This window comes from Nocardia pseudovaccinii, assembly GCF_050942345.1.
Taxonomy (GTDB): domain Bacteria; phylum Actinomycetota; class Actinomycetes; order Mycobacteriales; family Mycobacteriaceae; genus Nocardia; species Nocardia pseudovaccinii.
In genome coordinates this window covers 115742-132952 of record NZ_CP192074.1, presented here as the reverse complement: position 1 = coordinate 132952, position 17211 = coordinate 115742, and the positions used below count along the sequence as shown (strand labels likewise).

The following is a 17211-nucleotide window of genomic DNA, read 5'->3' as shown; positions in this document are numbered from 1 at the left end:
CAACGGCCTTAAGTCCTGCAGACTCCAACGCGGATGGGATCGGTGCATAATCAACGATGGCCCTCTCGAATAATCCTCGCCGACCGCAGACGAGGCGATCGCCGGGGTGCAGCGCGGTCTCGACCGGGCCGTGCACCTACTCACTCGGCGCCAGCTCGCAGGTGCTCTGATCACCGCTTGGCCCAGCTCTCGAAACTGCCCGTGCATGAACGGCTCACCCCGTCCAAGGGCAACTCGACGACGACGCCGCCATCGCCGAGGCGTCGGCGGGCCCCGCCTCACTTCTGTCCTGCGGTATCGGGCTCGGTTACGTCTAGGGGTCGCCGTAGCATCCGCCGAAAAAACACCGGATTTGCTGATCAGGAGGCCTATTTCGGCTCATCGAGGTTGCTGAGGAGGTGCCATTAACGTCTTCCCCAACAGGTATCCGCCGGGCACTCGAAATGCATCAGAATAGTGCCCTACCAGGGGTTCCTGCGACTGGCCGGCCAGTGCTGATGCCCTGGGCTGACAGGTGGCAGTCCGAGTCGCGCCCATATCCGCCCAAAATTCGGCGAGTTCTACGGGACCCCCTACTTTGGGGCTGGGGCCAGCTTCAGGATTCCCAGCGCCTTGTTCGCCAGCGCGCGCAACGCGGTCGTCTTCGTACCTGCTTGGGCGCCAACGGCGCTCACCCACCCGAGCATCGCTCGATTCTGATCGAAACCACCCCCCGCCCGGCGCTGAATCGCGGAATATCACCGCTGAAAATGCCTGCGGATGTTGAGAATCGATCGTTTTCCGAACGCCCGCATTTCGACCGCGCATCTGCTCGAATCGGTCTGGCGCACAACCTCGGCGGGGCGGAGGCGGTGGCGCTGCTGGAAGCCCCGGCGTGTGAGCACGTCGGCGGATCGTGCTGCCCAGGTGCCGACCGAGCAGTTCGGTGATCAGGATGCCGTCATTTCGATTCGATAAGCCACCGGCGCCAATCGGAAACGGATACTCTCGTCCGGAGAGCGACCAGGATGGAGCCAAGGCGTGGGTTGGTTCAAGAAGAAGACCGCACAACGCGATTCTGCCGCGGCACCGAGCATCGAGCGAATGCTGATCCTGTACGAGCGAGCCGAACCCGAACCTGGCCAGATCGAGCAGCTCGTTCAATCCCTCGAGTCGGGCTATCTCCATGCCAGACTCGGCTATTTCGATGCCAGCCTGAACGTCGCTCGAATCACCACATACCGGCTGGACTCGCCTACCTCGGACGTGGCGCTCGCTGTCGTCGCCCAGCGTGTCGGCGACGTGCTGGAGCGAACAACCACACATCCGTTGGAAACGCCCTGGGGTCCGATCGTCCTTGCCTGCGTTTGGGCGGGTGGTCCGCCAGCCTGAAGACTGTCTACCGTTCGAGTAACCGGAGTATCTCTGCCGTCAGGCACGCCCACAGCATCCGTCTTCGACAGCAGCGCCACGCGGGCGGTGGACGAATCCGCCCGAACCCCCGGCGAAACCCGCTCCCTCGACGGCGAAGTAGGTGTTGGTGCCGGTCTTCCAGGTCTTGGTGACCTGATAGCTGCCGATGGTCCGTTCGTCTCGGGCAGCCGATCGGTAGTCGTCTCCGCTGTCGGAGTCGGCCCGGAGTTCCGCGAGCGCGCGATCGAACGACGGCTGAGCAAAGTGCCATCGCGCCTCCAGCGGACTGACGACGAATTGCGGTCCGATCACCGCCGCTACCAGGAGCGGAGCAGCAATCACCCAGAGCCGCGAACCCGCCGGGCGCCAGAGGCTGACGATCACCAGAATCACCCACGCGATTGCCAGCATGGCGAGCAGCGCAATGAGTCCGAGGAATAAGGAGCTTCCGCCGCCGTTCGGGTTGCTCCCGATCCAGGCGAGGCCGACGAGCACGCAGGCCGTAGGCGCGAGATGTATCCGGAGTGCCGTCATCGCGCCTCGTTCTGTGTGTTGCCGATGTTTCGATATGAGGGTGCCATGGGAGCTGCGCACAAAGGTGACGAAAATGTGCAGATACGGCATACCGGCATCAGATGTACTGAGTCGGCATCAGATTCAGCGTCCATCGCATCAGATTCAGTGAACCGGCATCAGGTCGACTGAGCCAGGACAGCACCGCACGGCTTCCGGTAGCACAATTACCTGTTCGACAACCGATTCCGTTGTTATCGGCGGTCAGAACCTTGCAAGGATGGATGGCCCACGGAGGAAACCGCGCGCATGCAACCATGCCGTGGCGTCGTAGTTCACGGCCGGGAAGACGCAGCGGCGGCCCGGTCCATCTTCAGTCCTTGTCAGACGGCTGCTGTTGTGGGCCAACCAGATCGGCATCGGCCGGGCCTTGTTCGGCCTGGCGATCGGTGGGCATCGAACCGATCTGCCCGCGGTATGTCCGTAGGATCTCGCTGACTTGTTCGCGATGTTCGCGCGCGGCGCGGTCGGCCATTGCGTGGGCGGCCGTGATCGCCCGGGAGTACTCCACATCACGCTGCTCGAGCTGAAGTCGGTGTTCAGCAGCCTGGTACTCGAGCCGATGTCGCAGCGTCGCGTTCTCCTCAGCCGCAGTCGCCGCGTAGACGACTTCGGTATCTCGTTCGCCCTCTGCGCGAGCCTGCGCCGCGCGGGCTGCGTCGAGGTGTCCGCGCATTTCCTTCAAGACCGCTTCGGCCTCCTCGTACACCCGGTCGCGATCAGCTTCAACTTCGGCGATGCGCTCTTGTGCGTCGGTAGCAGCTTGTGCTGCAAGGTCTTTGGCCTGCTGTGCTTCCTCGGCGGCTTCGTCAGCGGCGGCTAGGGCCAGCTCCTCGAGCTCGACCGCACGTTCGAGCCGGCGCGCCATGATCGTGGCCGCTTTCTCCGCATCGGCGCGAGCCTGTTCGGCGGCGGCGATGCGGACAGTCGCGTCCCGTCGAATCTCGGCGATCTCACCGTCGATAACCGCAGGGTCGGTGACCTCGGCGATCAATTCACCGGCGTCGACGAGCATGGCTGCCAGTTCCGCGCGTGTCAGTTCGATGCGGTCGACAAGGTCGGCGAGGGCGTTCATGCCGTCGGTGACCGGCCGCAACGGGCGCTGCTCCATGCGTTTGACGGTCTTGTCGTCGGCTTTGCGCTTGTGGCGCAGTGCTTTCTGGGCGGTGTGGTCGGGGTTGTCGCAGTATTTGCGCGGTGCGCCCGGTCTGCCGCTGGTCGGGACGGCTGTGTCGCATGTGCCCCCGTTGTCCACGGGGAACTGGCATCGCGGCGGGGTGTCGGTGGTGATGGTGCGTGGGTTGACGGCTTTCAGCATCATGGAATTCCGTTTCATTCCACTTCATTTCATTCCCACACTGCGGTCATGAAATGAATCCTGGTGGGCAGGTGGAGTAGCTGGTTCAGGCAACGATGTGCAGCATCGCGGCGCGGGCACGGGGCAGCCGGTTGGCGATGACTTGGGCGGCTGCGGCGCTGGCGCGGCGGTCGTTGTGGCCGTAGCGGGCATCGGTGGTGTTGACCGACTTGTGCCCGGCGTCGCGGGACACGACGAACAGGGGCACGCCGTCCTGGAGCTTCCAGGAGATGCCGGTGTGGCGCAGCGTGTACGGGGTCAGCCGCTTGCAGCGCATCGAGGCGACGGCATCGGCGAAACGCTCCAGCAGATACTCCGGCTCCGCGCCCTTCCATTGGGCGTTGGGGCCGAACGGTTCGAGGTTGCCGTCGGCGAGGGCGCGCAGGCGGCGTATGGCGGGCACCCACGCTTTGGCGTAGAAGTAGCCCGCGCTGATCGGGGTGTCGTTGCTGGTGTGGACCAGCAACTCCTCCCCCGGCCGGTCGAGGTCGAAGCGCTCGAGGGTTTCCAGCGGAACCGTGACGGTGCGAATGCCGCGCGAGGACTTCGGCTTTCCCAGCTTCATCTCACCGCGGAGGTACTTCCACGCCTTGTTGATGCGCACATCGCCGGTCCGCTTGTCGATGTCGCGGATCTGGATGGCGGTGACCTCGCTGGGCCGCGCCATCGAGACCAGGTTGAACTCGGCGTGCGGACGCCACCGCGGCGGCATCAACTGCTCGAAGAGCTCCCACTCGTCGTTGTCGAAGATGTCGAGCTCCGGCGCGTCATGGCGCGGCAGCCGGATACCCAGGCACGGGTTGTAGGGGATCAACGGTGACGGGCGTTCGGCCACAGCGGCGTTCAGCCCGGCGGAGAGGAATCCGTGTTTGTTGTGAATGGTTTTCGCGCCGTTGCCCTTGTCCTGCTCCAGGTGCACGATCCACGCCGCGTCCAGATCCTGATTGAACGCCGTGATCGGCAGCGAGGACCCCATGAACGGTTCGATATCGACGTCGATATAGCGGAGGTAGCCGGCGCGGGTGCGTTCCTCGATACCGGTCAGGCGCGCGGTGTACTTACGCAACCACCCCACCAGCGTCATGGAGCCGACCGCAGTGCCGAGCTGGATCTCGCGGATCCGGCGCGCCTCGGCGACACCGACCACCTCGGCCAGCTCACACCAGCGCGCCGCGGCCTCGAAATCGTCGAAGGTCTCCGAGGTCGAGCGTCGACGCCCGGTCTCGTCGTAGTAATGGAACGGAACCTGCCAGGCGATCGAGCTGTTGCTACGGGGTCGCGGGCGGGGTGTGAGCATGAAGCCTCCAGAGCCGGTGGGTGCCCTGAGAAGCCAGTTGTGACCGCAAGTGGTGACGTGGTGACACAGGTGGTGACATACACGTCTACACCAGGGTAGCTCACGCTACTGACCTGGTGTTTTCGTGGAGCGGATGACGGGATTCGAACCCGCGACCCTCACCTTGGCAAGGTGATGCGCTACCAGCTGCGCTACATCCGCATGCGCTTCGTCGAGGTCCGGGAGGGCCGCAACGGCGTGCGTCCAAAACTGTAGTCCGTCATTGCGTCCAAATGAAAATCGGACATTCGACGTGGCGCATCAGGGGACGCGGTGCTCGGCGCGAGCTGTAAAGAAGGAGGCGTGGTCGGCAGCCCATTCTGCGTAGCTGCGGGGTGCGCGGCCCAGAACTTGATGGACGTCGTCGGTGAGCGTCGCGTTGCCGCCCGCGCGGACATAGGCCTGGCCGGCCAGTGCTCCGTCGGCGAATTCCGGGGACATGCCTGACGAGATCATGTGTTCGCGCGCAACGTCTTCCGGCACGTCGACCACATCGAGCGGCTGACCGAGGATTGTCGCCAGTGTGGCGACCTGGTCGGCGCAGGTGAGCAGCGCGGGACCGGTGAGGGTGTAGATGCGTCCGGAGTGGCCGGGCGTCAGCAAAGCCTCGGCGGCGACTGCGGCGACGTCACGTGGATCGACGACGCCCTGGCGGCCGGTACCGGTGAGATTCGGCACGGGATGGCCGGATCGGATGGGATCGGCCCAGCTGAACGTGTTGGAGGCGAAGCTGGTCGGACGCAGGATCGTCCATTCGAGACCGCTTTCGCGGGCCGCTTGCTCGCCAGGCATATGCCAGGTGCCGACGCGGCCGAGTTCCGGATCGCCGGTGCCGATGGCGGAAAGTTTGGCGATCCGGCGGACGCCCGCGTCGCGAGCCGTGCGGACCAGCTGGCGATCGGTTTCGGCGTCGTCGGGGCCGAGGACACCGACGAGGAAGGCCGCATCCGCGCCGGTCATCGCGGCGGCCATCGAGTCGGGGTCGTGGTAATCGCCCCGAACCACCTCGACCCCGGCGGGCACCCGCTCCGGATTCCGCGTCACCGCGCGGACCCGCACCCCGCGGGCGGCCAGCTGACGGACGATTTCACTGCCGATAGTGCCCGTGGCACCGGTGATGACGATCATGTGGAGAGCCTGCCGCCGAGGCCATCGGGTTCGATAGGAAATTTCGGCACGTCTTCGAGCGCTGTATCCGGCTGTGAGCTGCTTACAGTGGGTCGGGTGACCATGCAGCTGGACCTGATCGAAGCCACGGTGCCCGCGCCGGAATCGCTGCGTCCGTGGATCACCGAGCTGGGACGGTTCCCCACCGCCACCGACGCGTCCCTGCCGTTCACACATGTGCCGCATGCCGGGACGACGATCGTGCTGCGTGCGGCCGACCGCCCCGACGCATTGGTCCTCGGTCCGCAGACCCGCGCCTCGTACTCCAAAGCGGATAAACCCGCTGGCTGCGCCCGCCTGCGCCTAGCCCCCGGCGCCACCCGCCAACTACTCGGCATCCCGGCCGACGAGCTCGCCGATCGTGTCGTCCGCCTCGCCGACGTCCCCGGCGTCGCCGCCGAATTGGCGAACGAACTCGCCGCGCTGCCAACGGAAGAGGTCCTGCCATTTCTGGAAGCGGTTCTCCCGCAACGCATCTCCGACGACCCGACTCAACGCACGCACCGCGAACTTCTCCGCGATGCGGTAGCCGCTATATCCGCAACGCCATCGGTCCACGACCTCGCCACCGGCCTCGCCGTCAGCGAACGTCAACTACGCAACCTGTTCACCAACGGAATCGGTATCTCGCCAAAGCATTTCGCCAGGATCGGCCGCGTCCGCCAGATCCTCGTCGATGCGAGCGACACGGAGGTTTCGTTGGCCGACGTCGCAGCCGTCCACGGCTACTACGACCAATCCCACATGTCGGCGGACTTCAAAGCGCTGATGGGTGTGCCACCGGCCAAGTTCTTCCAGGGGCAGGTGCCCGCACCGACCCCGTGCCGGTCTGCCTGACGAACTCAGCGAGTTTTCGCTGTGCCGCAGCGCGACGTCGGGCCATCTCTTCCCGCTCGAGCACCGCGGCCTCGGCGAGAGTGGGCGCACGGCCGCCGAGCCGGGCCGGAACCCAGGGCGCACCCTCGGGCATCGGATAGCCCGTTTGCGCCTGTTCGAGCAATTCGCCCATCCGCGTACGTATTTCAGCGGTCAGGTCGTCGGTCGATTCGGCAGGCGAGATCGGATCGCCGATGCGGATATTGATCGGGAAACGATGGCGGCCGAGTTTTTTCGGGAAACCCTTGGTCCAGATCCGGTGCGCGCCCCAGATGACGATCGGAATGACCGGCACGTCCGCGTCGATCGCCATGCGGGCCGCACCGGATTTGAATTCCTTCAGTTCGAAACTGCGGCTGATGGTCGCTTCCGGATAGACCACGACCAGTTCGCCCTCGCGCAACGCCTCGAGAGCGCGCCGGAACGACGCCGCCCCGGCCGCGCGATCGACGCCGATTGCCTTGCAGTGCTTCATGAGAAAGCCGACGATGCCGTGCTCGAGCTCGGCCTTCATCATGAAGCGGACATTGCGCCGCGATTTGCGCCCGACCAGCCCGACCTCCATGAAGTCCAGGTAGGCGGTGTGATTCACGGTGAGTACGGCGCCGCCGGTACGCGGGATCCGGTCCTGGCCGATGATGTCGATGCGCAGACCCTGCACCGCGAACATCGTGCGAACCAAACCGGTGAGAATGTCATAGACCGGTTCCCGCGACATAGTTTCCCCTACAACGAATCCTCGGCTGCCCGGCGCGCCGCCTTCTCCTGGGCCTCGGCGGCATCCATGGCATCAGCTTCTTCGAGGGTAGGCGCACTGCCGCCCAAACGTGCCGGTACCCAGTACGCACCGGGTTCGTGCGCGTAGTCCTTCTGTAGGTCCAGCAGCATGGCCTGCATCGTGCTGCGGAGTTGGGCGGTGAGTTCGGCGGCGGGCTCATGGGGCTGGATCGGTGCCCCGACGGCAATGGAGATCGGAGTATTGGTGCGACCCAGACGCTTCGGGAAGCCCTTGGTCCACACGCGCTGGGCGCCCCAGATGACGATCGGGATGATCGGCACGTCCGACTCGATCGCCATGCGCGCGGCGCCGGATTTGAAGGCCTTGATCTCGAAGCTGCGACTGATGGTCGCCTCCGGATAGACGCCGACCAACTCGCCCTTGCGGAGGTATTCGAGTGCCGCCTGGTACGAGTCGGCCCCCGCGGACCGATCGACCGGAATGTGCTTGAGCGCCCGCATGATCGGACCGGAGATGTTGTTGTCGAACACCTCCTTCTTGGCCATGAAGCGGATGTACCGCTTGGGGGTGCGTACCGGCAGACCCGCGTAGGTGAAGTCCATGTAGCCGGTGTGGTTCACCGCGAGGACGGCACCACCGCGCGCCGGAATATGTTCAGCGCCCTTGACGCTGAACTTCAAACCTTCGACAAAGAAGACGGTACGGGCAAGCCCGATTATCGTCCGGTAGACGGGTTCCACAATTCCGCTAGCGTAGTCGCTGACTGTCCCATCCGGCAGAGCCGCCGCGACCGCGCGCGTCTGACCCGTCGCTCAACGTCTATGAAAGAGGACCCTCGAAGTGGAACGCGCCCGCCCGATACCGCGTGAACGCGACTGGAAGGACCCGCGCGAACGCGACCGGAGAGGGCTGGTGGCCATCGTGGGTGGTCTGGCGCTGACCGGTGCCGTACTGCTCACCGGCTGTGATTCCGTATCCGGCATTCCCGGTGACGAGCCGGAGCAAACGTCGGCGCCGACCGCCACCACGCAAGCCGCCGCGATTCCGACCACAACTCCTATGGTCGTGGCGCAGGCGTTCGCGGTGCCGGTCGGCGCGGTCCCCGGCCTGCCCGGCGCGACGGATGTCGCGGCGCGCTTCGGGGCCGTCTTGGCTGGTTCGACACCCGCCGAATTGCGGTCCAAGTGCTGGATGCTGGCTCCGGGCAATGTGGCCGATATGGCCACCGAGCAGAAGGCGATCTTCAAGGCCCTCGCACAGCCCGCGACCACCGCACAGAACACCGTCACTTGGCAGAACGCAGGAACGACCGTCACCTTCGATCGAAGCGAAGTGATGGCGGCCACAAAGGATTCGTCCCAGATCGTCTGCCCGTGGGTGGCACAGGATGGTGCCGAGGCCGGACCCAACGAGGCCGATGCCAGGCATACCGTTCGCCGCTACCTGGCACGCTTCGTCGGAACCCCGCTGGATCCCTCGGATAAAGAGGGCACATACCCGCTGGTCTGCAAGGCGAACCCGGCGAACTGGGACCCCAGCGGAACCGGCAGTCCGACAGCTCCGCCACTGGCCAACAACCCGGGCAAGCTCACCGGAATCACGAAATTCGCCGATCAGGAAATCGGTTCGGAGCGGCTGCGCACGGGCTACGTCACCGTCGAGGTTCCGGTCACGAACTCCTCGGGTGTGACGCAGACCCGAACCTTCACCTTGACCGCGGGCAACGAGGGCTACTGCATCGGCGACGTTTCTGCTTAACCACTACCCTTGATGGCTGGTAACGGTCAGGAGGAACAGCTCGTGCAGATCACCAGCGTCGGACACGCCGGATTCCATATCGGCACCGCGGCCGGGTCGATCCTTTGCGATCCCTGGGTCAATCCCGCGTACTTCGGTTCGTGGTTCCCGTTTCCGGACAACACCCAGCTGGACTGGGACGAGCTGGGCAATTGCGATTTCCTGTACGTCTCGCATCTGCACCGCGACCACTTCGACGCGGCGCACCTGGCGAAGCACGTCAACAAGGACGCGACCGTGCTGCTGCCGGACTACCCGGTGCCGGATCTGAAGCGGGAACTGGAGAAGCTCGGCTTCCACAAGTTCTTGGAGACCGAGGATTCGGTGAAACACCGGGTGGCCGGACCGGGCGGCGAGATCGACATCATGATCATCGCGCTGCGCGCACCAGCCGACGGGCCGATCGGCGACTCCGGGCTGGTCGTCTCCGACGGCGAGACCACCTGTTTCAACATGAACGATGCCCGTCCGGTGGATATGGATGTGCTGCACGACGCATTCGGGCATATCGATATCCACCTGCTGCAGTACTCCGGCGCGATCTGGTATCCGATGGTCTACGACATTCCCTCGCGGACCAAGTCGAATTTCGGTAAGCAGAAGCGTCAGCGCGGAATGGACCGGGCGCGCAGCTATATCGAGCAGGTCGGCGCCACCTGGGTGGTGCCGTCGGCGGGGCCGCCGGTATTCCTCGACGACGAGTTGCGCTACCTCAATGACGATCGCGGCGACGAGGGCAATATCTTCCCGGACCAGATGGTGTTCCTGGAACAGATGAAGATCCACGGCAACGAGGGCGGAATCCTGATGATTCCGGGTTCGGTCGCCGACGTGCGCGGTGCGGAACTCGCGCTGACCCATCCGTTCGAGCCGGGCCTGATCTATGACAACAAGGCCGAATACATCGAGCTGATGGCACAGCGTTTCGCGCCCGTGCTGGCGGCCGAAAAGGCTGCGTGGGCAACGGGTGACGAGCGGCTGCTGGAACCGCTGCAGGCACTGTTCGAGCCGATCATGAAGCAGAGCGATCTGATCTGCGACGGGATCGGCTATCCGGTCGGGCTGGTCATCGGTGACGAAACCGTGGTGCTGGACTTCCCCAAGCGTGTGGTGCGCGGGCCGGTCGAGGGCGAAGGCAAGTACCGGTACGGCTTCCGGATCCCGCCGGAACTGGTGCGCACCGTGCTGCGCGAGGAGGAACCGGACTGGGTGAACACCATTTTCCTGTCCACCCGATTCCAGGCCTGGCGCATCGGCGGCTACAACGAATTCCTGTACACCTTCTTCAAATGCCTCACCGATGAGCGGATCGCCTACGCGGACGGCTGGTTCGCCGAGGCACACGACGATTCCGCCTCGACGGAATTGGCCGGCTGGGAAGTCCAGCGCCGCTGCCCACACCTGAAGGCGGATCTGTCCAAATTCGGCGTGGTCGAAGGAAATAACCTCACCTGCAATTTGCACGGGTGGCAGTGGGACCTGGAATCGGGCCGGTGCAAAACCTCCAAGGGGCATGAGCTGCGCTCGCGCAAGCTCGTCTGAATCCTGAGCCTCAGGGCCTTCTGCCGACTGCCAGTCGGTGCTGAAATTCGAGGCAATCCAGCCGCTCACGTGGTGGTGGCGACTACTGTGCGCTCCTAGAATCAGAAGCGTCGGGGAATAGCAACGATCTCAACGGTCGGTGAGTCAGGTCCGCGCGACGGCTCACCGGAAGCAGGCACCATGATCACCAACAAGGCGCGCGGCAACGGCACGTGCCGACTAATCGCAAAGGTCGCACTAATTGGAGCGGCGATGACGGTTCCGATGACGGCAGCGGCGGCTCCCGCCATGGCAATGCCGACACCTGGACCCGGTGTAGTACAGACTGATTGCGACTTCGACTTCGACTTCGACGGCTTCGACACCGGCAAGCCCTGGCACGGCCACGGCAACCCGTGGAAGTTCCACGGGAACCCATGGAACGGCTGGGGCAACCAGGGGTGCGGCTGGGGCAACCAGTGGCTCTTCCCTCCGGGTTGGTTCTTCCCCCCAGGCTGGTTCGGCAGTAGCTAACCGAACGAATCCGAGCGCCGCGAGATATCTCCCGGCGATGTCAGCCATTGCGGTTGCCGTCGCCTGGGTGACCCCTGTTCGGGCGCATGCCCTCGAGCTGGGCCCCGCCGCGAACCCACAGGTGCGACAACCGAACCGACCCGGTGCCGGGAGACCAGCCGAAGACAAGACGGCCTCACGATGCCGGGATCGTCCTCTCGAGCACATGGCCATGGCTCGCGTACCGACGCATTGCTGCCCCGGGCCTGGAACGAGTAGCGCGAGACACTCGGGACGACCCGCGAGCCCTGACGACGGCCGACCTTTCGGCGCATCGATGACCCACAACATGAGACAACCCCCTTGGTGCCGGAGCGCGGATGCTGAGACCGGCTCGCGCGCTCGGTCATGCGCCCACATCGGTGCGTCGACTGAGCCTGTCCCGCGAGCTTTGGCATTACGCGTCGGCAACTGAGCCTGTCGAAATTGCAGGGCGAGCCACTGGGATCGGCCTCGCAAGCGTTTTGCCTAGACATCGACACCTCGATCACCGGAACTGCAGGCAGGGACTGCCTGCCGGAACTCGGAGCGCGGATGCCGGGGTCAGGTTCGCGAACGAGTGGCGACGACGACAGCGACGAAGGTCAGGGCGCAGCCGATTACGGCGGTTGGTGACAGTCGAGCGCCGGTCGGGGTGAGGAGGTCCAGGGCGATCGAGGCCAGGAGTTGGCCTGCTACCGAGGTCAGGCCGAGCAGCAGAACACCGATCCAGCGCACGGTGACGGCGGCAAGGGCGATGAAGGCGACACCGATGAGTCCGCCTAGATAGAGCCATGGCTCACTGGGGAATTCGGTCGGCCAGCCGGTGCCGAACAAGATGCAGGCCTCGATGGCGAACAAGGCTGCCGTGCCGACGCCGAAGTTCACCAGGGTGGCGGAGAACGGGCCGCCGACCGCGCCGACGCGACCGTTGACCGCCTGCTGCCAAGCCAGTCCGATTCCGGCGAGCGCGGGCAAGAGGATCAGCGCAGCGGTGGGCCCGGTGCGCAACCATTCGGGCACCGCCGCGGAACCGACCGGCGCACCGGACCCTCCCGCCGCGGCGAGGACCACCGCGACCATGGCCAGCGCCGCGCCGCCGAGGCGCGAAACCGTGACCGGGGTGCGTCCGTTCGGCGCCAACCCGAGCCGGTCCACCGCCAGACTGCTCAGCAGTTGACCGCCGACCGTGGCGACGGTGAAGGCCGTGACGCCGATCGCCGCAACGGTAAGTCCTTGGCACGCAACGAAGAACGCACCACAGAGCCCACCGAACAACTGCACCGGCCGCAACTCACCACCGGCCACCGCCCGCCGCACCCGCACCAGCCCGTCCCGCAACCGCCGACTGACCGCGAACGCGATCAGCAACACCACCAGACCGAGGCCGAAGCTGATACAGGCAGCCGCGATTCCATCCTGCAACCGCACCCCCAATGCCCCATTGATCCGGCCCTGCACCGCCACCCCGACCCCGATGCAGAACCCGAAGGCCAACCCCACCTTCGCCCGCGCCACCATCCCCGCACCGTACCGCCACCGCCCGCACACCCCGGGCCGCGCCACAGCGCACCGCACACCAGGAGGATCAGACACTCCTTCGCTGGAGATCGCAGCCCCGAATTCGCCCCGGAATGGCCGGTCCCCCTCGATGCAAGTCGGCCAGGGGATGTTCGTCCGATGCGTCCAGCGCCTGCACCATCAGCCGAGTCGAGCACCGACGGCCCCGCCCCCAACCAGCCGAGCAGCAATAAAAGCGCTCGGACGCGGATCACGCCCGCGAGCCTGCACGATCCGGAACGCACCGACCGACCAGCAAACGACGTTCGTGCACGCCCATCGCGGCAACAGCCCGGGCCGCGGCCCACCGGCCCTGCGGCTTCCTGCATCGCTACGCCACCGAGCACCGCCACAGCCGCCTGGCCCGCCACACCCCAGCCACGGTCCACCACAACACCGCCACCGAAGTCCACCGGCAGCGGCAAACAACCCTGGACCGGGACCGCCCACCCTGGACGGTTCCAGCGCCGACCACACCCACCACCAAACCCAACAGGAATCAACACACGCCTGTCCCAGGCAGGTTGACAACTACCGCGCAACCTATGCGAGGCGATCACACGATATGCGACACCGTCATTCGGCTGCATCGCTGCGTGCGTAGTGCTTCGAGCGGGCTGGCAGCGCCACCACTTTCAGGGCGGCTCGTGGCGACGCACTGTCCGCAGCCATCCGCCGAACGCCATCGCGAGAGCTCGCGGTGGCATCGGTCAGAGCGAGCCGCAAGCCGACCACTCGGCCCATAGGCCATCGGTTACCCGGCGCGCAGGGTGGTGCGGGCGGCGTACGTGTCGTGACGGGCGTAGGTGCGGTCGCCACCGTTGCGGGCGATGGAGCCGCAGACCAGGCGGGCGCGGATGCGGGCACCGAGTCGCTCTTGGAAGCGGGTGGCGCCGGGGATGAGTTGGCGAGGCACTTCCAATGCACCGTTGACTACGGCGGTGGCCATGACGGCGCTCTGGAAGAATTTGCTGTTCTCGAGGCCGAGGAAATCGGAGTTGGTCGGGCCGAGGACGATTCGGCTGTAGGCGACCATGTAACTGGTGATCACCCGGCGGATAACGCGCTGAGCTGCGGTGTCGGTGCCGATGAACAGACCACCCGCGGCCGGGACCAGGGCCTGGGCCAAGCGGCGGGAGTCCTCGTCCGGGATGAATTCGGTATCGGCGAGGATCCAGAATGCGCGCCAGGTATCGGTTTCATTCGTCGGCAGGATTTCGGCGTCTATGCCGAGCAGGAAGCCGACGTAGCGCCAGAGCTGGAATACGGCATCCTTCTCCTGCGCCGAGAAACGCAGGCCGAGCGCCTGTGCGCCGACCAGATTCGCCATCGAGAACAGCCCGAGCGTGCCGACGGTGAGCACCTGGTTCACCGGATGGTCCCAGGCTTCGTAATCCCAATCGGAACGTCGATTCATACCCGCCCGAACCAGCGCGTGCATCAGCCGCACCCGCAGCACACTCTTGTAGCCGACCTGATTGCGTTGCAGCCCACCGGGAGTCGTGACGTCGAGCCACCACTGAGTGGTTTCGGCCAGGCGGCGCGGTGCCATGGCGTCGAGGTCGCCGGTGCCGACGAGGGTCTTGTCCGCGCGGGAGGCCAGATAGCCGCCCATCAGCGCGAACATGCCCATCGCGATGCCACCCCAGACGCTGGTGCGTTCCACGACCCGGGCACCGCGGTCGATCTTGGTACGGTCCAGCCAGTACGGGTCCGTCTCGACCCGACCGAAGAATGCCGTCAACTCGGCGGGCGCATTCGGCACCGCATCGATACCGCGCTCCACGGCCATCTCGAACATCCGCCGACCCTCGCCCACCGGCAGCCGCTTGAACATCGCGACCACATCGTCCGCGAGCGGATCCCCGACCTGTGTGAACCGGCGGAACGAATCCCGCTGCGCCGCGGTGCAGCGCAGATCGCCGGGCGCCAGCACCGGCACCGCGTACCGGAACGGGAACTCCGTGAACAGCGGCGGAGTAGGCAGGAGCTGGTTGTCATGCGTCATTGCATTTCACCCATCGCAAGAGAGGTTCGCGCCCGGGCCGAGCACATTCTGACAAGACCGTCTCACAAATTCGAATATCTGGCAAGGATCCATGCCAGAATGGAGCGCAATGGCTACTACCTCGCGGTCCTACGGCGGCATACCGATCGAACAGCGCCGCGCCCGCCGCCGCGCCGCACTGCTGGACGCCGCGCAGGAAATCATCGGGACCTCGGGATTCGCCAAGCTCACCGTCTCCGGGCTGTGCACCCAGGCCAAACTCTCCGAGCGCTATTACTACGAGAGCTTCACCGACCTCGACACCGTGTTCAGCGAGTTGTTCGAGCGCATCGTCGACGAGATCGGCCAGGCCGTGGTCACCGCATTCATGGGGACCGATGCCGACATCCGCGCAAAGACCCGAGCAGCCATCGCCGCGGCCGTCGACCTGATCGCCGACGATCCACGCAAGGCCCGCATCGCCACCGTCGAAGCGCAACTGAATCCGGCGCTGCTCAGGCGCCGGGCCGAGGTGATGCGCTCGTTCGCGGGCATCATGATGGCGGTCTGCGCCGAGGAGATCGGTGCCGACATCGTCGAAAGTGCCGGTGACCAAGCCGAATTCGCCGCCACCCATCTGCTCGGCGGGCTATGGGAGACCACCAACAGCTGGCTGGCGGACACCCTCGTGATATCCCGCGACACGCTGATCGACCGCTCCACCGATCAGTTTCTGCTGACCGCGACCCATCTCATCGAATCAACGCTCAGCTGACGGACGGATGATGGTGCCGCCATCGGCAGCGGTGTTACGCGAAGATACCTACGAATCGGACTTCCGACGCGGTAGCGAGGAAGGAATCAGCAGGGCTATCACGAGCATGGATGCACCGAGCAGCGCGACCGTTGTCGACATCGACATCGACAGCCACAGCGTCGCGACCGCGGCGAAACCGAATACCGCCAGCGCGACAACCTCCGAGGCGAGTCCGGACACAGAAGTGACCGTCGCACGTGCCGGGCCTTCGATCGCATCCTGCAATCGAGCCCCCGCCACGACACTGGCGTTGTAGACGATGCCGTAGGACACGCCGATCGCCGTAAAACCCACGCCCGCAAGCACATACACCGCGCCCGGCCAGCGGACGGCGAGACCGGCGACCACTGCGCCGCCGACGAACAGCACACCACCCAGCGCCACCGCGATCGCCATGGCGCGCGCCGACATGCCCTCGGTGCGCCCCGCCATCACCGAACCAACCAGCGAACCGACAACCGTGATACCGACCAGCACCGGCACCACCGCCGTCTCCACCCCGACCTCCTGGGCGAGCAAGGCGAAGTACTCATCGAAGGCCGTGACCCCGAACAGCAGCGCCCCCAATGCCACGCCATTACGCACGGCACGCACCCGAATCGCCTCCCCCACACCGGTTCGCAGCATATTCAGATACGTCGCGAACGGCCGTGATTCCGTCGAGATCGACGCAGCGATATGAACACCTGGTGATCCGGAATCGGCTGTCAGCGCGGGTCGTCGCCGAAGGGTTCCGTCCGCCGCCACGCTCCCACTCCGCGCCGGACCCTGTGCACTGTCACGATCCAACTGCCCAGCCGCGGCGACCACCCGGGACGCGCTCGACTCCTGCACCCCGACCTCGCGAGTTGGGGCAACCACGATCTCGGACGAGCCAGCCGAATCATCCAGATCCTCGACCGCCGCGGCAGACACAGCTTTCGGCGCGCTCGGCAACGACAGCCCGACCAGAGTGTGCACCGCCGCGAACGCGACACTGCACCAGCCGAGCAACGGATAGCCGCCCCAGATATACAACGGCGTTGCGGCGAGGATCGCGATCACGATCGCGGCTTCCGATGCCGCCCTGGCATAACCGATGATGCGCGGATACGCCCGCTGCTCGTTCCGGGCGACGAGTTCGTCATAGAGCAATGCCTCGAACGTCCCCGACACCAGCGCGCCCGAGGTACCCCACAGCACGAAGCCGACCGCGAAACCCAGATATGTCGGCAGCACAGTCCAGCACGCGAAACCGGCGGTCAGCAGCACACCGCTCGTTACGAGCAGCCCACGCCGCGACACCGTATCGGCCCAGGCACCCGATGGCACCTCGAGCAGGAAGGCGGTCACCGACCACATCGCCAGCAGCGAAGAGATCTGCCCGGTACTCAAACCATGATCCGCGAACAGCACCGCGTACAGCGCATATAGCGGAATGAGATCACCGATGCCCTTGAAGAGCACCGCCCGCACCGTAAGCGCGCGCACATCGATCCCGCCGGTCCGCGACCTATCGAATCAATAGCCGTAGATAAGCAAACGCATACCGTCAGCC

Annotated in this window: 15 protein-coding genes and 1 tRNA gene; 6 read left to right on the top strand and 10 right to left on the bottom strand. The window is 65.4% G+C overall.

Annotated elements, in window-relative coordinates; genetic code table 11:
• Window positions 1-1020: 1020 nt before the first annotated feature.
• The gene (locus ACQPZ2_RS00625) at window positions 1021-1371 is read left to right on the top strand and encodes a hypothetical protein (protein WP_433523807.1); all 351 of its coding nucleotides are present in this window, start codon (window positions 1021-1023) and stop codon (window positions 1369-1371) included.
• A 39-nt stretch (window positions 1372-1410) separates the two neighbouring features.
• On the opposite strand, the gene ACQPZ2_RS00620 is transcribed toward ACQPZ2_RS00625, so the two are convergent.
• The 5 genes from ACQPZ2_RS00620 to ACQPZ2_RS00600 all read right to left on the bottom strand — a co-directional run bounded on the left by ACQPZ2_RS00620 (window position 1411) and on the right by ACQPZ2_RS00600 (window position 5786).
• Entirely contained in the window at window positions 1411-1926 is a 516-nt protein-coding gene (locus ACQPZ2_RS00620; protein WP_433523806.1) for a hypothetical protein, read from the bottom strand.
• Window positions 1927-2278: 352 nt separating this feature from the next.
• Window positions 2279-3301, bottom strand: a complete 1023-nt coding sequence (locus tag ACQPZ2_RS00615) for a hypothetical protein (RefSeq protein ID WP_433523805.1) — start codon at window positions 3299-3301, stop codon at window positions 2279-2281.
• Between the two features lie 67 nt (window positions 3302-3368).
• Window positions 3369-4619 carry a tyrosine-type recombinase/integrase gene (locus ACQPZ2_RS00610; RefSeq protein WP_433523804.1) on the bottom strand — a complete coding sequence of 417 codons (1251 nt, stop codon included), beginning with the start codon at window positions 4617-4619 and terminating at the stop codon, window positions 3369-3371.
• A gap of 125 nt (window positions 4620-4744) precedes the next feature.
• Window positions 4745-4820: transfer RNA gene (locus ACQPZ2_RS00605), tRNA-Gly, on the bottom strand.
• 99 nt (window positions 4821-4919) lie between these two features.
• Window positions 4920-5786: an NAD(P)H-binding protein gene (locus ACQPZ2_RS00600; protein ID WP_433523803.1), complete on the bottom strand. Its 867-nt coding sequence runs from the start codon at window positions 5784-5786 to the stop codon at window positions 4920-4922.
• A gap of 102 nt (window positions 5787-5888) precedes the next feature.
• Here ACQPZ2_RS00600 and ACQPZ2_RS00595 point away from each other — a divergent pair, with 102 nt between their 5' ends.
• Entirely contained in the window at window positions 5889-6662 is a 774-nt protein-coding gene (locus ACQPZ2_RS00595) for a helix-turn-helix domain-containing protein (RefSeq protein ID WP_433527704.1), read from the top strand.
• Here the strand turns inward: ACQPZ2_RS00595 and ACQPZ2_RS00590 are convergent.
• Together ACQPZ2_RS00590 and ACQPZ2_RS00585 are read right to left on the bottom strand one after the other, a co-directional pair.
• Window positions 6583-7419 (bottom strand): lysophospholipid acyltransferase family protein, encoded by an 837-nt coding sequence (locus ACQPZ2_RS00590; RefSeq protein ID WP_433523802.1) that lies wholly within the window; start codon window positions 7417-7419, stop codon window positions 6583-6585. The genes ACQPZ2_RS00595 and ACQPZ2_RS00590 overlap by 80 nt on opposite strands.
• Before the next feature lie 8 nt (window positions 7420-7427).
• Window positions 7428-8180 carry a lysophospholipid acyltransferase family protein gene (locus ACQPZ2_RS00585; RefSeq protein ID WP_433523801.1) on the bottom strand — a complete coding sequence of 251 codons (753 nt, stop codon included), beginning with the start codon at window positions 8178-8180 and terminating at the stop codon, window positions 7428-7430.
• A 100-nt stretch (window positions 8181-8280) separates the two neighbouring features.
• Here ACQPZ2_RS00585 and ACQPZ2_RS00580 point away from each other — a divergent pair, with 100 nt between their 5' ends.
• The 3 genes from ACQPZ2_RS00580 to ACQPZ2_RS00570 all read left to right on the top strand — a co-directional run bounded on the left by ACQPZ2_RS00580 (window position 8281) and on the right by ACQPZ2_RS00570 (window position 11292).
• Entirely contained in the window at window positions 8281-9198 is a 918-nt protein-coding gene (locus ACQPZ2_RS00580; protein WP_433523800.1) for a hypothetical protein, read from the top strand.
• Between the two features lie 42 nt (window positions 9199-9240).
• Entirely contained in the window at window positions 9241-10779 is a 1539-nt protein-coding gene (locus ACQPZ2_RS00575) for a Rieske 2Fe-2S domain-containing protein (protein ID WP_433527703.1), read from the top strand.
• Between the two features lie 180 nt (window positions 10780-10959).
• Entirely contained in the window at window positions 10960-11292 is a 333-nt protein-coding gene (locus ACQPZ2_RS00570; RefSeq protein WP_433523799.1) for a hypothetical protein, read from the top strand.
• Window positions 11293-11874: 582 nt separating this feature from the next.
• Here the strand turns inward: ACQPZ2_RS00570 and ACQPZ2_RS00565 are convergent.
• The gene (locus ACQPZ2_RS00565; RefSeq protein ID WP_433523798.1) at window positions 11875-12831 is read right to left on the bottom strand and encodes a DMT family transporter; all 957 of its coding nucleotides are present in this window, start codon (window positions 12829-12831) and stop codon (window positions 11875-11877) included.
• 793 nt (window positions 12832-13624) lie between these two features.
• Window positions 13625-14878 carry an oxygenase MpaB family protein gene (locus tag ACQPZ2_RS00560; RefSeq protein WP_433523797.1) on the bottom strand — a complete coding sequence of 418 codons (1254 nt, stop codon included), beginning with the start codon at window positions 14876-14878 and terminating at the stop codon, window positions 13625-13627.
• A 109-nt stretch (window positions 14879-14987) separates the two neighbouring features.
• Here ACQPZ2_RS00560 and ACQPZ2_RS00555 point away from each other — a divergent pair, with 109 nt between their 5' ends.
• On the top strand, window positions 14988-15632 hold the full coding sequence (locus tag ACQPZ2_RS00555) for a TetR/AcrR family transcriptional regulator (RefSeq protein ID WP_433523796.1): 645 nt from the start codon (window positions 14988-14990) through the stop codon (window positions 15630-15632).
• Between the two features lie 48 nt (window positions 15633-15680).
• Here the strand turns inward: ACQPZ2_RS00555 and ACQPZ2_RS00550 are convergent, their stop codons facing one another.
• Window positions 15681-17144: an MFS transporter gene (locus tag ACQPZ2_RS00550; RefSeq protein WP_433523795.1), complete on the bottom strand. Its 1464-nt coding sequence runs from the start codon at window positions 17142-17144 to the stop codon at window positions 15681-15683.
• Window positions 17145-17211: the final 67 nt, after the last annotated feature.